Source organism: Rubritalea tangerina (assembly GCF_042683245.1).
In the GTDB taxonomy this organism is placed as follows: domain Bacteria; phylum Verrucomicrobiota; class Verrucomicrobiia; order Verrucomicrobiales; family Akkermansiaceae; genus Rubritalea; species Rubritalea tangerina.
Window position 1 is genome coordinate 47,939 of sequence record NZ_JBHUJB010000049.1, and the last position, 17,438, is coordinate 65,376.

Sequence of the window (17,438 nt, forward strand, 5' to 3'; positions counted from 1 at the left end):
ATGCCGGACCCAATTGATGTAAAAGTTGGCTTTCGAGTGGTTGCTGAGAGTGACGACTGGATAGTCGTGGATAAATCAGCGCCACTGATTGTTCACCCGACAGGCAAGAAAAGTGAACCTACATTGTTAGGTGGTATCGAAGAACTCCTGAGCTACGAAATTGCCAATGGAGCTAAATTGTCGATCATTAATCGTTTAGACCGAGAGACGAGTGGTGTCGTGATTGTCGCTAAGAATAAATCGGCGGCGAGGATGTTTGGACGGGCGATGGAGAGGCGCCAGTTTGCGAAGCAATACGACGCGATTTGTTTTGGTTGGCCAGATTGGGATGAAATTTTAGTTGATGCCCCTATTCGGAGAAGGGGGGAGGTAGAGCATTCTGCGATCTGGGTGAAGCAGATGGTGCATCCTGGTGGGAGGGAGTGCCGAACGCATTTTGAAGTCGTGGCTAGGCGTATGGTGCGAGGGCGTAAGGTGTCTCGGTTACGGGTGATTCCAGAGACTGGGCGGATGCATCAAATACGTGTGCACGCGTCCTATTTAGGTTATCCATTGGTGGGGGATAAGATTTATGGTGAGGACGAGACTTGTTATTTGCGTTTTATCGAGTCGGGCTGGGATGAGAGCATGGAGCAGCAATTGTTAATGAGGCGCCATGCATTGCATGCCGCTGAGATGGCATTACGCAATGAGGAAGTGGCATATGATTGGGCGACACCTATGGCTGAGGATTTGCATGTCTTTTTTGGTGCGTGAGATAGTGTGATTTGCTAGGTTTTGGCATGGCAGAATTGCATGCGATTGAAAGTTATTTGGAGGAAATGCTCAAAACGAGTGAGGTGCCTGATTATGGGGCCGCGCACAACGGGCTACAGCTTACTAATAATGGTGAAGTTACCAAGGTGGTCGCAGCGGTAGATGCTTCATTGCCGGTGATACGCAAAGCCATCAACGAAGGGGCTGACCTTTTGATTGTGCACCATGGGCTATTTTGGCAAGGGGTTCAGAAAATGGTGGGAGCTCAGTATGAGAAGTTTGCGGAAGCGATTCATGCAAACTTGGCAATTTATAGTTCTCACATTCCATTGGATATTCACCCTGAATTTGGAAACAATGCCTTGCTCGCACAATCGATTGGAATGGAAAAAGTGGCGCCATTTCACGATTGGAAAGAGATTCAGCTTGGATTGAAGCAGGAACTTGATTTGGATTTTGAGACTTTGATTGAGAGAGTGGAGGCTGCGGTGGAAGGAGATGTCCATTTTTGTCGTGGTAGAAAGGAACCGTCAGTCGGGACGGTTGGTATTGTCACGGGAGGTGCAGGTTCTGAGATTATGGCAATGGCGGAGCAGGGCGTAGATACTTTTATTACCGGAGAGGGACCACACTGGAGCTACCCCTTGGCTGAAGAATTAGGGGTCAATTTGCTCTATGCTGGACATTATGCCACCGAGACTTTTGGGGTGAAAGCACTGGCTGAGCAAGTGGCGAAGAAGTGGGATATCGCCACAGGGTTTATTGATCACCCCACTGGACTGTAGGGATAACAGCTGGACTTTGTTTGCAAAAAGGGAGCAATAAGCGCAGAAAAAGCTTAAAAAGTCCTTGCTATCGCCAGCCTCAAAACTCTAGTTTACATAAGGTATTGCTACAAATGATGTCTTCGGAAATGTCGGCCTTGGTAACGAGGGTCGTTTTTTGGGAGGCTTTGAGTAGCTGAGGGTGGCGCAAAGCCTCCGAACAATCACCCAAAATGAGATTATGAAAAACACAATGAAATACGCCATGCTTGGAGCGCTTGTCGCGTCAGCATCCATGGCGAACGCTCAGAATGAGGCGAAGGCAGAGCCATGTGCTCCCATCTCCACAGAGGTCAAAAAATCCGTTACTCAGTCTCCTGAGAAAGTTTTAGAGATTGTCGCCAAGATGGTGGCAGCCAATGAAGCGTGTGCAGGGGATGTTGTTAAGGCAGCGATTCAAAGCTCCAAAGCGAATGCTGAACTTGTCGGTCAGATTGTTGAGACAGCCGCGACAGCAGCACCGAAACAAATTTCTAAAATTGTCGCTGCAGCAACTGCAGTTGCTCCGGATGCGAGCAAGCAGATTGCGGCAGTAGCAAACAAAGTCAATGCTGAGTTGGGTACAGCTCAGGCTCGACCTGTTCATCCACTCGATTTTCCAGAGGGTGATCCCAATGGAAACCCAGGGCCTGGTGGCCCTAACCACCCACTTGTCGGTCCTCCTACTGGCGCCCCAGCTGGTGCAGGTGTCTCGGGTCCTGCAGGCATTCCTAGTGAGGCTAACAGCATCACTAACACGCCTCCAGGAGCCAGCCGTTAATTTCCTACTTTCGAATAATAAAACTTACCTATGAAGTCATTAAAAGTATGTGCGATCAGCGCACTAGCCACAGGATCACTTGCCGCGCAGGGGATTTTTAACGTCTCACCAAACGACGGCATCACGGAGAGTCTCCCATTGGAGTTCAACGCGAAGCTTAACTTTGGTTATGATGACAACGTTACTCCTACAGTTCGTGCGAACCGTGGAGATTCAGCCAGCTACACTTCATTGAGCGTTGGTGCGAATTACCTTAATTTGGGGCCACAAACGAATGTAGATTTCAACATCAAGTTGGGAATCCTTCACTATCTTGACAATGTGGAGAATTCACAGGTCAAGGACACCTACAGTGATTCCCGCGGCCTACTTAATATTTCCCACAACGTGAGTGAGCGTCTTCGTTTCTCAACACGTAACTATGTGTTTTATGGCCTTGAGCCAGACTACACCTACGGTGCGGTGAATGATCGAACTAACGACGAGTACTTGTTCTTCTCAACCGACAACTCTGTGGGTTACAAGTGGACTGAGCGTCTCGGTACATATACTGGTGTAAAGTACGATACGCTGAACTACGACAGCAACGATTCACGCAATGATCGTCAGAACTTCACTGCCTATAACCAGTTCCGTTATGTGTTAAGTCCACAAGCAGTCGGGACTCTGGATTACCGTTACCGTTTCACAGACGTGAAAGGTGGTTTGGATTCAGATAACCATAAGGTTCTGGTCGGTACTGAGTACCGTATCAATCGCACAGCAGTGTTGGTTGCTAAGGCTGGTGTACAGTACCGTAAGGTGAAAACACGTGATGCACAAACTGACCCAACATTTGAGGTGGGCTATCAGCAGCGTGTGAATAACCAGTTCCGTGTTCGTGGGTCTATTGCTTATGATGTGAATGACTACGGCACTTCATTTTTCGGATCTAACTTCGAGAACAACCGTGCATTCCGTTTCTCCTTGGCTGGAGATTATCACCTATCCCAGCAGCTTTTCTTCACTGGAGGTGTGAACTACGTAGCCAACGAGTACTACGGTGGTCGTCCTGACGATGAGGTCGATGTATTTAACTGCCACATTGGAGCGACCTATCAGTTCATTGATAACTTCTCCGCTAATGTGCACTACAACTACACCAACTCGAACGATGCTGGTGACACCCTTGCTCGCGATTACGACCGCAACCGTGTGCAAGCAGGTCTTACATACACCTTCTAATCATAGGTGAGCTAGCGCACCTTTATAATCTCAGAAAAAGCTCTCACATCCTTATATGTGGGGGCTTTTTTCTTTGCCAGATGGAAGTGATTCCTATAGTTACTTCGTCTGATTCCCATCTGTATACGATTCGAAAATGCAACCCAACAATTCTTTAAATACCTCTGATGCTGCACTGCACGCTGTCGATTACTGGCAAATTCTCAAAAACCGCTATGGAATTATTCTTTTGACCTTCATCTTGGTTGTTCTGACTGCAGCAGTGATTACTTACGTAATGCCTAAGAAATATGAGGCGACGGCTGTAGTGAAGATCAACCCATTGGGGACAAAGAATCAGATGTTGAGTACTGGTGGGCAGTCCACTTTGATGACACGTCAGTTCTTTGGTACACAGTTCAAGATTATTGAATCTGACGAGGTTTTGAAGCGTGCAGCTGAGATGACTCAGCTGCCACAGAAACTACAAATCTCTACAGCTGACGCTATTTTACTTTTAAAATCCGGGCTCTCGACACGTCAGGAACGGGGCACTGACTTGATTGAGATTTCTATGCGGATGGTCAAGAATGACCGCGAGCTTGTGAAGCCCGTGACTGAAGCGATTGCTCTTGCATATAGTGAAATGCGTTCGAGCCAAGAGATCAAGCGACGTGAGCAGACACGTTTTGAATTGGATCGGAAAATTCAAAAACATGAAGATATTGTCGAAGACTACCGGAATCGCTTGTTAGAATTTTCGACTAAGACAGGAATTATATACTTTGACCGTTACAACAGTGGCGGAACCACAGATGTGGTTCGAAGAGATGTGCAGCAGGAGAATTTGCTTTATGACGAGGCGGTGAAGTCTCGCGATGAGTTGGCGCTGCAGGTGAAGAATTTGGTAGGATTAGACGACGATACGTTGATCTCGCATGTAGCGGGTCTCAATCGACCTGAGAGTGCAGTTCTTTCTCGTACTTACGAGCAATACCAGGAAGCGAAACGCGAGAAGGCTGGAGCAATGGCTCAAGGTCTTGGAGAAAACCATCCCTTGGTGAAGCAATACGACTCACAGATATCGATTTTACGTGAGGATTTGGATGCGAAGGTGCTGAAGGTTCGTGACTTGTTGAAGGTCCTCCTAGCCGAAGCTGAAGCCAAGGTTCAACGTTTGAAAGAATCAGCTGAGAAATCGGAAGGTGAAGCTCGTAACACAGCACAGGATTATACGCTCTTTACTACGTATAAGAATGATTACGAGGATGCCGTTCAGACACTCAATACGCTCAGAACAAGTAATGTGCTTGAGGAGTTGCAGGAGAATATGTCCATTGAGCCTATTGAATTCTATGCCTTTCCTAAGGAACCAGAAGTGGCGGACTATGTGTCGCCAAATTGGATTCTGAATATGGCATTGGGTACGGTGGCTGGTCTTGTGTTTGGTGTGGGGATCGCCTTTGCATTGGAGTTAATGGATACTTCTGTGAAGAGCTTGGAAGATGTGGAAAGATACCTACAGGTACCAGTATTAGCTGTTGTACCAAAAGATGTGGGGGTTTTACACAAGCAATCGACTTCCAGCCCTGATGCTGAGGCTTATCGTATTTTACGAACGAACATTGAATTTAACCGACCGAACCAGAATGATAACGCTATCACCGTGGTTTCAGGTGGTGCTGGTGAGGGTAAATCGACGACCTTGGTTAATCTGGCCTATATTTGTGCTCAGGGTGGTTATTCGACATTGATGATTGATGCAGATTTACGTCGTCCGCGTCTTCACACCTTCTTCGACATTGCAAACTCAGTTGGTTTGACGAATTTTTTGACGACCGATTTGCCATTGGAGGAAGTCATTCTTCAGACACCGGTCGAGAATTTGTACTTCATGCCATCGGGTATTTTGCCAGCCGACGCGGCGGGGATATTGAATTCACGTCGGATGTCTGAACTGATTCAGGAGGTGAAGGACCGTTTTGATTTGGTGCTAGTTGATTCACCTCCGATTCTTGGTGTGAGTGATGCATCGGTAATTTCCAGCGAGGTGGATCTTACAATGATCGTGGTTCAGCATCGTAAGCTTCCACGCAATATGCTTCTTCGAGTGAAGCAAGCAGTTGAAAATGTTGGAGGTACAGTGCTTGGGGTTGTCTTGAACAATGTAGATGTTCGCAGCGACAGCCAGTATCAATACTACACGAGCTATTACACATACTATTCACCGAACCAGCAGGACAAGTCTAAGGCTGGGCGTAGTGTTGAGACCGCGGGCTCAGATTCAGGAAAATCTAGTGACCTTTACTAATATTGAACTCTCTGATACATTCTTATTATGAAAAAACTCATCGCATTCTTCTTAGCTCTTTTCGCCACGGGTCTTGCTCTACAGGCTGGCTCGGTATCTTCTGGTGAAAAAGTCACTATTACCATCAAGGGGGTGCCAGCAAGTGAGCAGGCATCCATTAATGGTGAATACGTTGTTGCTGATAATGGCTTATTATACATGCCCATGCTCAAGTCAGGGGTGAAAGCATCAGGGAGCAGTAGTTCGACAGTTGCTCGACGCATTGAGGAAGCCTATAAGGGAGCAAAGATTTACTCTAATCCTCGTATTACGATCATTACTGTAAGGGATGAGATAAAGCTAGAGGGGATTGGCAAGCGTGAGAATCAGTTTGTGACGGTATCTGGCGAGGTGAAGCGAGACGGTCCTGTTCAATATCGTAATGGTATGACGATTTACGAGGCGATTGCGACGGCAGGTGGCGTTGACACTTTTGGGGCTATGAACCGTGTCGTGCTCGAACGTAATGGGCGTGAGACGAAGATCGACCTCAAGACGAGTGAGGGACGTCGGGTGAAGGTACAAGTTGGTGACAATATCACTGTACCTCAGAAAAACGCCTTTGGCCGCTAGGAAGCTCAGACATTGAACTCTCAACAATGGCTCACTCTCAAGAGTGGGCCATTTTCATTGTTGAGGGATTCATTTTCTCACTTATAGTGTCCGGGTATGAAGTTCTCAGTGCCTTACATGTTAAGTTGCTCTCTCTTGCTGTCAGGATCATTGTGTGCTGAAACGCATGCTGATTTAGTGGAGCAACTCAACGCTGAGACCTATGAAAAACGGGCGGAAGCGCATCTAGCCCTAGAGTCGTGGGCGAAAGATAATCCTGAGGATGCTATTGGTATTTTGCTTGAGTATTACAAAAAGGAAGCGGCTCCCGAGGCAAAATCTCGTTTGTTAGGCCTGATCAAAGACCGGGTGATTTTTGAAAAGTATGGTAAGCCAAAAGGCTTTGTGGGTATCCGAATGGACAATGGAGCTGAGAAGATCAATGGGGAGGTTTTGTCCGTAGTGCTTGTTACTGAAGTCGTGGATGGTTCGCCCGCTGATCAATTTGGGATTGAGCAAGGTGACGCCATTTTTAGTGTGGATAGGAAGCAATTTAATCGCAATGCAGTGGCTTCGATGCAATTCATCGAAATGGTGACTTCTAAGCGCGAGGGGGATCGAGTCGAGATTGAATTGATGCGAGGCGGGGAAGTTAAGAAAGTGAGCCTCGTGTTAGGTGCGATGCCTGCAGAATTAGAGCGGCAGCAAAATTTCAGGACACGAAGGGATCCGGTTCAGGATAGAGAGGATTATTTTGATCAATGGCTGGATCAGAATATTACAAAGAAAAGCGAGCCACCGAAGTGACTCGCGCTGATCGCGAGGGTAAGTGGATCGGGCTAGAATTTTCCGTTGAAGGAGAGTCCGACAAGATTGACGTGACCTTCAGCTCTCCCTTGGAAAGCACCTTCAGAAATCTGCACTGTTTTGGCGAAGATATGGGTGTAGCCTAAATCCACACTATAGCATTGATTGATATTATAAGTGGTTCCTGCGCTTAGCCAGAAACGATCAGAATCAGGGATTCGTAAGGTGCGCAATTCAGCGGATGGGACAGGGCTTTCATCGAATGCGAGACCGGCACGAAATGTCCACCTGTCATTGTGGTGGTAGGTTGCACCAGCGGCCACGCGATAGACATCTTTCCACTTTTCAGGTGTTGGGGGAAGGTCGCCATTGATGGTATTGATGAGGAGCTCGTCGAATACACTCCAGTCAGTCCAAGTAAAGGAAGCATGCAGATCCCACTTATCATTGAGTGAATGGAATCCACTGAGTTCGATAGACTGTGGCAGTGTTGATTTAGCAGAGGCGGAGGTTGTGCTAGTGGGTGGGAGTACACCTGGAAATCCAGTGTCGGTTCTGGCTTGCCCTTCTAGAGTGAAGTCGACCTTAGAATAGTAGGCTAGTCCAAAGCGAGTACGCTCGGAGCATTGGTACATTGTGCCAAGGTTAAAGCCGTAGGCCCAATCGTCCCCACTTACATCGAGCACCGTGGCACCTCCCAGGCCAGGAACTGGACTAGGAATGGCATTGGTGAGCGTGGCGTCTACGTTTACGGCATCGAATCCGGCACCGATGCTCCAAGCCTGATTGATTTGATAAGCGAGTTTAGGGCTGATGTAGACAGTCGTGATTTCACTTTTTTTGGCTAAGCTAGTGGCGAGAAAACTATCAGCATAGTCTGTACTCAGTCCAAATCTTGCATGGAGGGCTAGGCCTAGAGCCCAATCCTCGTTGAGCTTATGGCTGATGTATGCGTAGGGGACGAGAGCTTCTTGGGCGGGGCCTGGGTCGGCTGTTGGTATCCCATTGAAAGTTCCACTGACTTTGACACTGGGCATGACGTAGGAGGCGCCTGCAGATACTTGGGTGCCATCCAGTAAGAGCATGCTTGCAGCATTAGTGGCAATAGCGCTGGCGTCCTCTGCAATGGCGGCTTCACCTGCGAAGGCGCGTCCTAGGCCACTGGTTGAACGTTCTTGGAGTTGGAAGCCGGCAGAGAGTGCCATTGTGGCAGTTGCTAGATAAATACTGGGGAGAGTAAGGTGTGATGTGCTGTGTTTCATATTAATAACATAGTTATTATGATCAGCCATACTATGTGAACGTTTGTTTGTTAGTCAAGAAGCATTCACTTTCTAACTACAGCGGTTAGTATCACAGGCCCATGGTAGTTGACAGCGGGTTAGTGGTGGCAAATACTGGTCGTGATGGATAGTGAGTCAGATGAGTCGAAGGTATCTTTGAAGCGCAGAGTGCGTGAAATTATTTTTGAGGCAGAGACTCCAACCGGGAAGCTATTTGATGTCATTTTGTTATGGTGCATTGGTTTAAGTGTGGCAGTGGTAATGTTAGAGACTGTGCGTGGACTGGATGCTCAGTATTCAGGGGTGTTGTTGACATTGGAATGGTGTTTCACGGGGATATTCACGCTCGAATATTTATTGAGATTATGGTGCAGCAAGCAGCCATTAAAATACGCACTTAGTTTTTACGGCGTTGTAGATTTGTTATCGTGTTTACCAGCATACGTTGTGCTATTTTTTGGAGCGTCATCAGCCTTTGGAGTGGTAAGGGCATTACGCTTATTAAGGATGTTCCGGATCTTGAAGATGGTAAATCATGTTCAGGGTGCAGAGGTGATTTTGCATGGATTAGCTCGATCGAGGGCAAAAATCACAGTTTTCTTTTTTGCGATTCTATTGCTTTCAACCATTGCAGGGACATTGATGTATTATCTGGAAGGTGGGCAACCAGGGACTGATTTTACGAGTATTCCCAAGAGTATCTACTACGCGATAGTATCCATTACGACGGTTGGCTATGGAGATGTTGTCGCGCAGACTGATTTGGGGCGCTTCATCACGACCTTGATGATCTTGACTGGATATGCCGTGATTGCTGTGCCGACTGGCATTGTGACAAGCGAGATGATGCGCTTACAAGAGCCTGATAGAACGACAGATGCATGCCCCAGCTGTGGGGTTCATGGCCATCTACCTGATGCAAAGTTTTGCCGTCGATGTGGCAGCAGTATGGATGATGAGCATTAAATTGGGCTAGCGAGGAATGATGAGTCGCTGGCCGATGCCAATAGTGGTGCCTTTGATTCGGTTTGCCCGTTGTATCGCACTGACAGAAGTGCCATATTTTCTGGAAAGGCCGTATAGCGTGTCACCCTTGCGTACAGTGTGGGTGATGGGAGGTTTGCTCTTAGGTTTAACAGCAACACTTTGCTTTTTTCTACTCGTGCTGTTAGATGCCTTTACAGGGGGAGGTGGAGTATATTTCTTGGGCGGAGCGGCTGCATATTCGGGGGCAGGGGCTGGAGCCAATGGAGTTGATGTGGATTTCTTTTTGTCACGTGAGATATATTTTCTCCGTGGTGGGTTATCAGCCCATTTATCGACGTAATTCCCATTGCTATCGAAGGGGCCGAAATTGGGTTGATAACCGACAGTTTCGTACACTTCAATGGTGCCGCCAGCTTGATGGCCACAGCTAGCCAAAAGGAGACAGAGGCTAGTGGTTATTCCCGCAGCGCAGAGGCTTAGTCGAGAGAGGTTGGGTGGCGTAGAAGTAGGCATGGGTTGTTTGGGGTACGCTAGTGGTGAGCTAATCTTACAATAGAATGTTATTGCTTGGTGAGGCCATCTTTGCGCGCTTGTTTCCAATATGCGTATTCGGATCGGTTGAAGTCGATGTACTCGGGAGACATATCACTCGTGTACACTGTGTACTCGGCGTCTCCGAGGTGGAGGTCGATGGTGATTTCGAATTTATCTTTGGCGACTCGCTTACGAAGTTCATCCATGGGAGTGGATGCTTCCATGCCTCCTAGGCAAGCAGGTTTAGAGCCGATGTAGATGTCAATGAGTTCTTCACGGATCATAGCGCGTGAATATCCGATCGCGTGAATGATCCGTCCCCAGTTAGGGTCTTCACCATTCCAGGAGCTTTTCACGAGAGCTGAATTTGCCACAGCTTCAGCGACCTTCTTAGCGTCACTGTAGGTGCGAGCCCCGCGGACTTTTACAGTCACAAATTTGGTGACGCGTTCGCCGTCGCGCACGAGAGACTTCGCCATCTCTAACATTACAAACTCGAGAGTTTCACGGAAGAGGCGGTAATTTTTGGAATTATGTTTGATTCTCGGCATACCGCTTTGGCCATTAGCGAGAACGACGACCGAGTCATTGGTGCTCATATCGCCATCGATGGTAATGCGGTTGAAAGAATGTTCGACTGCCTCATGCACGGCTTTATCGAGACTCGTTTTACCAATGTTCGCATCGGTTGTGATGAAACAGAGCATCGTAGCCATGCTTGGACAGATCATTCCAGCTCCTTTAGCGCAGGCGCCGATTTTGACCTTGTGTCCATCGAGGTCCATGGTGATGGCTATTTCCTTATGCTGTGTGTCGCTAGTCATAATAGCCTTTGCGACATCCGTGCCCTTTTTGCGGTCAAGGCCATCTATGAGTTGAGGGAACTGGGGGGTGATACGCATCATTGGCATGGGGAGGCCAATGACGCCTGTAGAGCATACTGCGACTTGTCCCTGTCTGAGGCCAAGGGCTTTGGCTATGGTTTTTGCAGAATTTTTGGCATCGGCAATACCGTTGACTCCAGTACAAGCATTGGCGTTTCCGCTGTTAGCAACGATGGCTTGAATGTCACGATCACGCATGTGGGCTTGGCTCACTCGGACAGGAGCGGCTTTGATGCGGTTAGTAGTAAAGGTCCCTGCTGCGACGCAAGGTGAAGTGCTGTAGATGAGTGCTAGATCGAGTCGATCTGCCTCAGGGTTTTTGATGCCAGCAGAAACGGCATTGGCCAAAAAGCCTTTAGGTGCGCACACACCGCCAGAGATTTTACGGAAGGGAGTCGACATTTGTTAGGTTGGAGTCAGTGGGATTGAAATAGTAGGTACTAGAGGTTGTGAAGTCCAGCTTGCTCTTCGAGACCGGCCATGAGGTTGAAGCTCTGGACGGCTTGGCTTGCAGCACCTTTACCGAGGTTATCCTCAGCACTGTATAGAAGGACTCTACCGGTTCGTTGATCGACGGCCCAGCCGATATCAATGAAATTGGTACGTGTCACATTTTTTGTGTCAGCGGGATTATTTTCACCGAGCAACCTGACGAAAGGTTTATCGGCATATGCCTTCTCAAGAACTTCAGAGATTTTTGAGGCGTCACCAGTGAGCAGAGCGCTAGTGGTGGTACAGATACCATTATGGGTAGGAACGAGGTGGGGGGTGAAGGACATCGTCACTGGAGTGCCTGCAGCGATACCTAGTTCTTGTTCGATTTCTGATAGATGCCTGTGTTTTGGCACGCTGTAGGCACGCACGCTTTCGTTTGCTTCACAGAACGAGAAGAGGACGTTGGAGCTTTTACCTGCACCACTTACACCACTCATGGAGCAGGTGACAATGGACTGAGGGTCAATCAAACCCGCTTCGAGTAATGGTACTAGAGGTAAAATGATGCTGGTGGGGTAGCAGCCTGGTGATGCTACGAGTTGGGCCTCACGAATTGCTTCACTTCTACCCTGAAGTTCTGGCATACCATAGACGGCCTGTTGGAGGAGTTCTGGAGCAGGGTGAGGTGTTCCATAGAATTCTTCGTATACTTGTTGGTCATTGAGGCGGAAGTCTGCTGATAGATCGATGACTTTAATCCCAAGTTCTAGGAGCGCTGTTGCGTATTCAGCGGCCACTCCGTGTGGGAGTGCAAGGAAAGCAATTTCAGCTCCGCTATCTTTGATGAGCTTTGCTTCAGGTTGAATGAATGTGAGTGCACTGCCATCGGCCTTTGCGAAACGTGGGAATACGGATGCGAGAGATTCACCAGCGTATTGGCGTGAGGTGACGCAACATAGCTGAGCATTTGGGTGCATGAGTAGGAGTCGCAGCAATTCCATCCCTGTGTAACCGCTGGCCCCTACCACTGCTGTCTTGATCATTTGCATGTTTTGAAAATGCAGGAAATTTCTGGCTTGCCAACATCGAATTGCCACATATCTTCGCCAACGTGTTCGGGACTTAGCGCAGTTTGGTAGCGCGCCGCTCTGGGGGAGCGGAGGTCGCAGGTTCGAATCCTGTAGTCCCGACCATTTTTAATTTTGTTTGGAGTGAGGGCGTTGTTATTTTGAAGTGCACAAAGAATGCTGCCCCAGCTTAGGGTAGAGCGGATATTCTTGTTATACGCGTACTTTGAGTCCTTGAAGTTATTGCTACAACGCCAGAGTAATGGCAGCCTTAAATTTAGGGAGGGCTTCTATGGCACTTTTCGCAGTTTCTGGAGATTCAGAGGAACTCTGAGAGATGAGAGTGTTATTGAGCGAAAAAAACGACACAGGACCTTACTAATGCACACGACAGGTTCGGATATGGTGTTTGCTTTCCTTCAATAAGCGATAAATCCGGGTAGGGTGCTTAGCTCGTGGTAACTGAGCAACGTTTCATGAGGTAGCCTTGTTCTAATGCTTGGAGGTGAAATAGAAATCCCCTTGGCCAACATCAAGCTGACCAAGGGGGATATGTACTTGTTGTATGAAATGGTGAAGTTTATCTGCGACGGCGCAGCATAAGTCCAAGGCTGGATAAGCCAAGTAGTGCAGCAGAAGAGGGCTCGGGAACAGCTGTCACTGCAATACCTGATAGACCAGCGTTATAGAGAGATGTTACTTCATCAGAGGTGAGTGAACGGTCCCATAGCGCGACTTCATCCATCATGCCGTCCCAGTCTCGATCTCCGATAGCTGCAACACTGCCGTCTCTGGAGCCACCTAAGTGGAGTCCAGTGAATGAGAATGTGCCTGAGGTATCCGTGACTGTGTCTCTGAGGGTTCCATTCACATACACATTGAGAGTTGAGTTGCTGGTCAAATCATATTGGAGAACCACATGATTCCACGTTTCTTCTAGAATGCCTAATAGCTCTGTGCCCTTTGCCGTTTCTGCATAACCCACGTAATCCGCATTAGAGCTATAACTACTATCGGTGCCCCAAGAGACATCGTAATTGTTAGCAGCTTCGATCGCTTGGTAGCGGTTACTCAAATTATCTACACCTGGTGCGAGGTAGTGCCACATAGAAATACTAAAGCTTTGGCCTAAATCGGCAGAGCTAAATGGGAGCAATACGCGTATGGTGTTTCCTCCATCTCCATCGACAAAGTTAATCGCATTGCCTACGAGAAGAGAGCTTCGATCGCTGATTCCATTACCTGGGTTGAATGTTGCATTTCCGGTGAACCCAGTGGAGCCATTGACGGGTGCATTTGTCCAAGATGCATCTGTACCTGATGCTCCAGGTGCATGGTTCACTAAGCCTGCGGCGCCTGCTTGATCAAAGTTATAATAAGCGACAAGACCAGAGGTGAGGGCGGCGTTTGCGTGGGTAAAGCCAATGAATGCAGCTAGTGCAGTGTATGGTAGAGCTTTCATAAGGAGTGGTGCTGTGAATTAGGTTTTGGTGGTCCAAGATTAGACCTAATTTGTGTGGTGCTTCTAAAAGTGGGTGTTTCTCACGTGGTGTAAATGGTTTTCTTTTGGAAACTTTTGTTGGACTGTACACCAGAGCTTCCATGCATTGCGAATATGGGACATGCGGTCTTTCTTCAGACCCGACAGATTTCAGCGCGGAGGTTTAATTATCGAATGGTGCGGCTATTTATCGCTGAAGTTTTTTGATGCGCTTCTGATCCTCTGGGCTCAGGTCAGTGAGTGGGAAGAGGTGGTTTTTCTTTCCAACTTTGAGGCAGACTTTCCCATTTTTGATGACGATGGGTTTCTCTAAGGTTCCACCTTGTGCAATGAGTGATGCTTGGATTTTTTTTCCCTCTTTGTTGATCCATTGTCTAACCGGTAAGAGGACTTTTCCAGAGAGGTCAGTGAGGGCTGTTACTTGTGCAAAGCGTCTGGCTCTAATTTCTGGTCGGACAATATCCTTTTTATCGGCGTGCTTTCCATCTTTGAAGTAGCCAGCATCTTCGGGGGTGCCTTTGGCCCAGGAAGATTTGACGCCTTTGAGGGTGATCGTCGCAGCTTTCGGATCGATGGTCATGGTGGTGAAGAGTGGGTCTTTATAGGTGGCGAGACGCACTCTGCCTCCGAGCCAATAGTAGGATGCTGAATTGATGTGGAGGTAGTGGATGCCTTTCACTTCTAATTGCTGGTCCACGTGGGAGTGGCCATTGATGCAGAGGAGGATTTTATCTTGATAGTGGGAGAGGAGTTCCTGCATCTCTTGAGCATTGTCTACTGCGATGGTGCCGGCGAGTGGCTGGTGGCTGGCGATGAGCACGGGCTGTTCCGCTGCGTCGAGTTCCTTCTTTAACCATGCTTGTTGCTCGGGACCAATGTAAGAATGGTAGCCACCGTGGCTGCTGTATGTCGGGGAGCCTCGATCATTGCCATCGAGCACGATGATTTTGATGCCTTCTACTTCTTTGCTGTAGTAGTAGCCAGGAATGCCCCATGCTTTCACAGCGCTATCGCGTGTTAGACCGTGATCGAGTTCGTGGTTGCCGATCGCGTGGATCGTGTGCTCGTGTGCCGCGTTGAAGCGGTCAGCGTGCGCTTGATATTTTGCATTGGGAAAAGCAAAGTCACCGAGCTGGACAAGTGCGTCGGGTCTTTCTTTTTTCATTTCCTTGAGAAAGGCGTCTAAGCGTTTCTCCGCTTCAGAGACAAAGCCGATATGGACATCTGTAATGATGCCAAGTGTGATGCTTTTATTGAGAGGTTTCATCAGAGCATAGAGCTTCGGCGAAATGGCAAGTGAAGCGCTAGCGAAGGCGAAAGTTTTTAGGGATGAACGTCTACTGTGCATAAGTGGAGGTGTGTGGGTGATAGGATTGTGAAAGTTCAGGAAGTATTCTCCTGGTTTGTCGCAGTTTATTGATTGAGAGCAGCTTTAGCCATCTCTTCACCGAGTTTGAGGAGACCGTCAGCATTGAAGTGGATGTTATCACCGTCCCGATAACCGTCTTTTTCATCAGCGTGGGTTTCGAAGCTTTTGTTAGTCTTTATGGTTCTAACGTTCTTGAGCTTTTGGGAAACAGTCAGCTGGGCATTACGAACGTCGTTGCGGAAAGGGTATGCTTTGTGCGCTGCACTTCCTCTTGTGTAATCTGGGATGACTTGTCCTAGAATGAAGCGTATACTGTCAGCCTGCTTATTGCTTGAATACTCAGCAAAGGTCTCCCTGGTGATGTCTATAAACTGGGTAAGACGTTGTTCATATGCTTCCGCATTTTCTTGTTTCTTTGAGTCGGCCTCTCCTTGTTGCCAGAGGATGCCGCGAATAATGGGTGTTTTGCCTTTTCGCTTCAGTGCTTCAAGGGCTTTGGTGGTTGTGTTTTGAAATGTCGCATACTGCGGTCCCCAGCTGCTTGTGTCGTGAGGTGAGGAGCCAGGCACCCAATCGGCGAAGAGGCTTGTGCCGCCAACTGCGTGCTTAATGAGTCCGAAGTTTCTGTTAGGAGCATTTTGATGAAGTGACTTACCGAAGCTTATCTCAAGCCCAAAGCCTCCTGTGGATGTGCCTTTCCAGCCAGCAGGCTTGAGTGGAACCCATTTATTTGCGGAGTCTCCGTCACCAATGGATTTACTGTGAAAGATTTGCACCTTATCGATCTCTTTATATTCCTTCTCTAATTTGGAGCGTCTGCCTACACCTTCCATGTTAGATTGACCAATGAGCAGGTACACGTCGACGATGTCCTCGGCTCGGATGGTGCCTATAAAAATGGGAAGTATGAGGGTGATGATCGTTTTTTTCATGCCATTGGGTTATTTATATTTCGACTGTAAAATTGTGACCAGGACCTGTATTCCAAGCGGTTTTACCAAGTTTTTCCATGAAAGGTGAGAAGGTACGTACTGAGAGGGTACGGCGGTCTGGTTCGAAAGTTAGGAGCCGGATCCATCCATCACCTCCATTGCCATTTTCACGCATTCCTCCACCGAGACCTTGAGAATTAAACAGCATTTGGTGCACTGTGTCCCTGTTAGATTTCACATCCATTCTGTAGCCCACATGCTTTCCCTCGACATGGCCGTTCAGGACTAAGTTTATGTTAGGTGAATCTTTCACCAGTTTTTCCCAGAGGTCTGCACCGTCGTTTGTATTCCCGCCTTTACCTGTGGGGTAGCGATGTGGATTGCCAGGACGGTTCTTAACCCCATCACGTTGGTTGTCGTCATGGAGATAGGAGTGTGTCAGTAAGATACCGAAGTGATTTCTGTATTTGAGTTGGCCAAGAGAGTCTTTAGCCCATTCTACGACTTCATTTCGCGGCCCCCATTCTAGGGAAGCAACGAGAATGTCTCGTCCGTCAGGAGCGTTGAGGGTGTAGATGGCATTTTCTAGAGTTGTGGCCCCGAAGCTATTGGTGAATCCTTCTCTCCAGATACCGCCACCTAATCCATCACAAGTGAGTGGGTTGTCGGTGAGTCCGAAATAGTTATTGAAGCGTGTCTGTCTATTTTCGGCATTTCTGAAACCGTAATCGTGGTTACCAGTGGCTAAGATGGTGGGGACTTTGCCGTAGAGGGTGGACATGCTGCGCTGAGCTGAACGCCATTGTTCTTCAGCGTTCTGGTCGCCAAAGCCTGGTCCTCCACCTTGGGCGATATCGTTTTGTTCGACGAAGTCACCTTCATGGAGCACGAGTTGGATGTTCCAAGCTTTCATGTGCTTGGCGATCCACTCTGTCATTAAGTCAAAGTGCTGCTGATTTTTTTTGAACTTGGCGTAGTTTTGGCTGTCTGGAATGACGGCGATCGTCCAGCCCTCTTTGCCAATGCCTTTGCTAGCGCTTACAGCTTTTGCTGTTCCTAATTTTGGCGCAGCAGAGAGGTTGTTAGAGGTGAGCACCGAGCCAAGCATGGCGAAGCCCATTTGTTTGTTAAATTGTCTGCGAGTTGTCATCGGTGTAGGTGGGGTGCTTAGTGGTTAGATAACTGCAATGTCCT

16 protein-coding genes and 1 tRNA gene are annotated in these 17,438 nt (G+C 48.2%); 9 read left to right on the plus strand and 8 right to left on the minus strand.

All coding sequences use genetic code 11. From position 1 onward, the window contains the following. The 7 genes from ACFSW8_RS12190 to ACFSW8_RS12220 all read left to right on the plus strand — a co-directional run bounded on the left by ACFSW8_RS12190 (position 1) and on the right by ACFSW8_RS12220 (position 7,252). A complete protein-coding gene (locus tag ACFSW8_RS12190) occupies positions 1-756 on the plus strand; it encodes an RluA family pseudouridine synthase (RefSeq protein WP_377089558.1) in 756 nt (251 codons plus the stop codon). A 26-nt stretch (positions 757-782) separates the two neighbouring features. Continuing rightward, positions 783-1,541, plus strand: a complete 759-nt coding sequence (locus tag ACFSW8_RS12195) for a Nif3-like dinuclear metal center hexameric protein (RefSeq protein ID WP_377089559.1) — start codon at positions 783-785, stop codon at positions 1,539-1,541. 220 nt (positions 1,542-1,761) lie between these two features. Beyond that, entirely contained in the window at positions 1,762-2,340 is a 579-nt protein-coding gene (locus ACFSW8_RS12200) for a hypothetical protein (RefSeq protein ID WP_377089561.1), read from the plus strand. A gap of 30 nt (positions 2,341-2,370) precedes the next feature. Further along, entirely contained in the window at positions 2,371-3,564 is a 1,194-nt protein-coding gene (locus tag ACFSW8_RS12205; RefSeq protein WP_377089562.1) for an outer membrane beta-barrel protein, read from the plus strand. Positions 3,565-3,700: 136 nt separating this feature from the next. Further along, positions 3,701-5,854 carry a GumC family protein gene (locus ACFSW8_RS12210; RefSeq protein WP_377089563.1) on the plus strand — a complete coding sequence of 718 codons (2,154 nt, stop codon included), beginning with the start codon at positions 3,701-3,703 and terminating at the stop codon, positions 5,852-5,854. A 27-nt stretch (positions 5,855-5,881) separates the two neighbouring features. After that, positions 5,882-6,466, plus strand: a complete 585-nt coding sequence (locus ACFSW8_RS12215; protein WP_377089564.1) for a polysaccharide biosynthesis/export family protein — start codon at positions 5,882-5,884, stop codon at positions 6,464-6,466. Between the two features lie 96 nt (positions 6,467-6,562). Continuing rightward, positions 6,563-7,252, plus strand: a complete 690-nt coding sequence (locus ACFSW8_RS12220) for a PDZ domain-containing protein (RefSeq protein WP_377089565.1) — start codon at positions 6,563-6,565, stop codon at positions 7,250-7,252. A gap of 32 nt (positions 7,253-7,284) precedes the next feature. Here the strand turns inward: ACFSW8_RS12220 and ACFSW8_RS12225 are convergent, their stop codons facing one another. Further along, entirely contained in the window at positions 7,285-8,514 is a 1,230-nt protein-coding gene (locus ACFSW8_RS12225) for an OmpP1/FadL family transporter (RefSeq protein WP_377178354.1), read from the minus strand. A gap of 144 nt (positions 8,515-8,658) precedes the next feature. Between ACFSW8_RS12225 and ACFSW8_RS12230 the strand changes: the two genes are divergently transcribed. Continuing rightward, positions 8,659-9,501: an ion transporter gene (locus tag ACFSW8_RS12230; RefSeq protein WP_377089567.1), complete on the plus strand. Its 843-nt coding sequence runs from the start codon at positions 8,659-8,661 to the stop codon at positions 9,499-9,501. A 6-nt stretch (positions 9,502-9,507) separates the two neighbouring features. Here the strand turns inward: ACFSW8_RS12230 and ACFSW8_RS12235 are convergent, their stop codons facing one another. From ACFSW8_RS12235 to argC, 3 genes are read right to left on the minus strand one after another with little or no spacing between them, the layout of a single operon-like run. Continuing rightward, entirely contained in the window at positions 9,508-10,035 is a 528-nt protein-coding gene (locus ACFSW8_RS12235) for a LysM peptidoglycan-binding domain-containing protein (RefSeq protein ID WP_377178356.1), read from the minus strand. Between the two features lie 47 nt (positions 10,036-10,082). Then, positions 10,083-11,342, minus strand: a complete 1,260-nt coding sequence (gene argJ, locus ACFSW8_RS12240; RefSeq protein WP_377089569.1) for a bifunctional glutamate N-acetyltransferase/amino-acid acetyltransferase ArgJ — start codon at positions 11,340-11,342, stop codon at positions 10,083-10,085. Positions 11,343-11,380: 38 nt separating this feature from the next. Beyond that, positions 11,381-12,424, minus strand: coding sequence for an N-acetyl-gamma-glutamyl-phosphate reductase (gene argC / locus ACFSW8_RS12245; protein ID WP_377178358.1), 1,044 nt, complete (start codon positions 12,422-12,424; stop codon positions 11,381-11,383). A gap of 67 nt (positions 12,425-12,491) precedes the next feature. Here argC and ACFSW8_RS12250 point away from each other — a divergent pair. Then, positions 12,492-12,568 (plus strand) — tRNA-Pro (locus ACFSW8_RS12250). A gap of 454 nt (positions 12,569-13,022) precedes the next feature. Here the strand turns inward: ACFSW8_RS12250 and ACFSW8_RS12255 are convergent. From ACFSW8_RS12255 to ACFSW8_RS12270, 4 genes are all read right to left on the minus strand, one after another. After that, entirely contained in the window at positions 13,023-13,904 is an 882-nt protein-coding gene (locus ACFSW8_RS12255) for a LamG domain-containing protein (RefSeq protein WP_377089572.1), read from the minus strand. A gap of 226 nt (positions 13,905-14,130) precedes the next feature. Next, a complete protein-coding gene (locus ACFSW8_RS12260; RefSeq protein ID WP_377178360.1) occupies positions 14,131-15,210 on the minus strand; it encodes a metallophosphoesterase family protein in 1,080 nt (359 codons plus the stop codon). 146 nt (positions 15,211-15,356) lie between these two features. Then, entirely contained in the window at positions 15,357-16,244 is an 888-nt protein-coding gene (locus tag ACFSW8_RS12265) for a sialate O-acetylesterase (RefSeq protein WP_377089576.1), read from the minus strand. A gap of 13 nt (positions 16,245-16,257) precedes the next feature. Continuing rightward, positions 16,258-17,394: a metallophosphoesterase gene (locus tag ACFSW8_RS12270; RefSeq protein ID WP_377089577.1), complete on the minus strand. Its 1,137-nt coding sequence runs from the start codon at positions 17,392-17,394 to the stop codon at positions 16,258-16,260. Positions 17,395-17,438: the final 44 nt, after the last annotated feature.

Coding starts and splice junctions, on each gene's coding strand:
- ACFSW8_RS12190 (WP_377089558.1), top strand. CDS start 1: ATGCCGGACCCAATTGATGTAAAAGTTGGCTTTCGAGTGGTTGCTGAG.
- ACFSW8_RS12195 (WP_377089559.1), top strand. CDS start 783: ATGGCAGAATTGCATGCGATTGAAAGTTATTTGGAGGAAATGCTCAAA.
- ACFSW8_RS12200 (WP_377089561.1), top strand. CDS start 1,762: ATGAAAAACACAATGAAATACGCCATGCTTGGAGCGCTTGTCGCGTCA.
- ACFSW8_RS12205 (WP_377089562.1), top strand. CDS start 2,371: ATGAAGTCATTAAAAGTATGTGCGATCAGCGCACTAGCCACAGGATCA.
- ACFSW8_RS12210 (WP_377089563.1), top strand. CDS start 3,701: ATGCAACCCAACAATTCTTTAAATACCTCTGATGCTGCACTGCACGCT.
- ACFSW8_RS12215 (WP_377089564.1), top strand. CDS start 5,882: ATGAAAAAACTCATCGCATTCTTCTTAGCTCTTTTCGCCACGGGTCTT.
- ACFSW8_RS12220 (WP_377089565.1), top strand. CDS start 6,563: ATGAAGTTCTCAGTGCCTTACATGTTAAGTTGCTCTCTCTTGCTGTCA.
- ACFSW8_RS12225 (WP_377178354.1), bottom strand. CDS start 8,514: ATGAAACACAGCACATCACACCTTACTCTCCCCAGTATTTATCTAGCA.
- ACFSW8_RS12230 (WP_377089567.1), top strand. CDS start 8,659: ATGGATAGTGAGTCAGATGAGTCGAAGGTATCTTTGAAGCGCAGAGTG.
- ACFSW8_RS12235 (WP_377178356.1), bottom strand. CDS start 10,035: ATGCCTACTTCTACGCCACCCAACCTCTCTCGACTAAGCCTCTGCGCT.
- argJ (WP_377089569.1), bottom strand. CDS start 11,342: ATGTCGACTCCCTTCCGTAAAATCTCTGGCGGTGTGTGCGCACCTAAA.
- argC (WP_377178358.1), bottom strand. CDS start 12,424: ATGCAAATGATCAAGACAGCAGTGGTAGGGGCCAGCGGTTACACAGGG.
- ACFSW8_RS12255 (WP_377089572.1), bottom strand. CDS start 13,904: ATGAAAGCTCTACCATACACTGCACTAGCTGCATTCATTGGCTTTACC.
- ACFSW8_RS12260 (WP_377178360.1), bottom strand. CDS start 15,210: ATGAAACCTCTCAATAAAAGCATCACACTTGGCATCATTACAGATGTC.
- ACFSW8_RS12265 (WP_377089576.1), bottom strand. CDS start 16,244: ATGAAAAAAACGATCATCACCCTCATACTTCCCATTTTTATAGGCACC.
- ACFSW8_RS12270 (WP_377089577.1), bottom strand. CDS start 17,394: ATGACAACTCGCAGACAATTTAACAAACAAATGGGCTTCGCCATGCTT.